This is a genomic window from Devosia psychrophila (assembly GCF_000971275.1).
Taxonomy (GTDB): domain Bacteria; phylum Pseudomonadota; class Alphaproteobacteria; order Rhizobiales; family Devosiaceae; genus Devosia; species Devosia psychrophila.
On the sequence record NZ_LAPV01000216.1, the window covers coordinates 1 to 691 of the forward strand.

Sequence of the window (691 nt, forward strand, 5' to 3'; positions counted from 1 at the left end):
CCCTTACAATACAGCAGCAGAAGCGCCCTCAAGGAACGCGCTTGAAGCGCTCAGCATGGGGCCACTGATTGTAAATCGAAGCCCTTGGACCTCATATGAAATTTCCGGGGGCCGCCCGAACAAGGTCGTTAGCGCGGAGCGAATGTATCTTGTGCCATAGCCGCTCCTCTCCGGTGGGGACACAGGGGGACCCCCGCTTTCGATCCAATTGATCGTAAAGATCGGGTCGGGATTGTCGCTGACGCCCCAAGTCAGCGAAACCGTCCCCTTGTCACCAGACAGTGCACCATATTTGATGGCGTTGGTCGTCAACTCATGCAGGCACAAGGCCAGGGTGGTCCCCGCCCCGCGCGTGACCATCAGGTCGGGTCCCTCCACCCAGATCCGGCTATCCCCGTCCATACGATAGGGCAACACCGTAAGGTCGATGACATTTGCCAGCGACACCGCTTCGCCCCCCGCCTGAAACACCGCTGAGTGGACATTGGACAACGCGCCCAGCCGACCCTCGAAATCCTGCGCCAATTCCTCGACAGATTGCGCCCCACGCCGGGTCATCTGGAAGATCGACCCGACGGTGGCGAGGATGTTCTTGACCCGGTGATTGAGCTCGAGGCGAAACTCGGTCTCCTTGTCGATATGATCGCGAACCTCGCGCTGACGGCGCCGGACTGCGAGTGCGGACTGGATC

The 691-nt window shown here is 60.3% G+C and carries 1 protein-coding gene; it reads right to left on the bottom strand.

All coding sequences use genetic code 11. The features are described from left to right. Positions 1-3: 3 nt before the first annotated feature. Positions 4-691: sensor histidine kinase (locus WH91_RS20955; RefSeq protein ID WP_046172959.1), on the bottom strand; the 688-nt coding region annotated here is incomplete at its 5' end.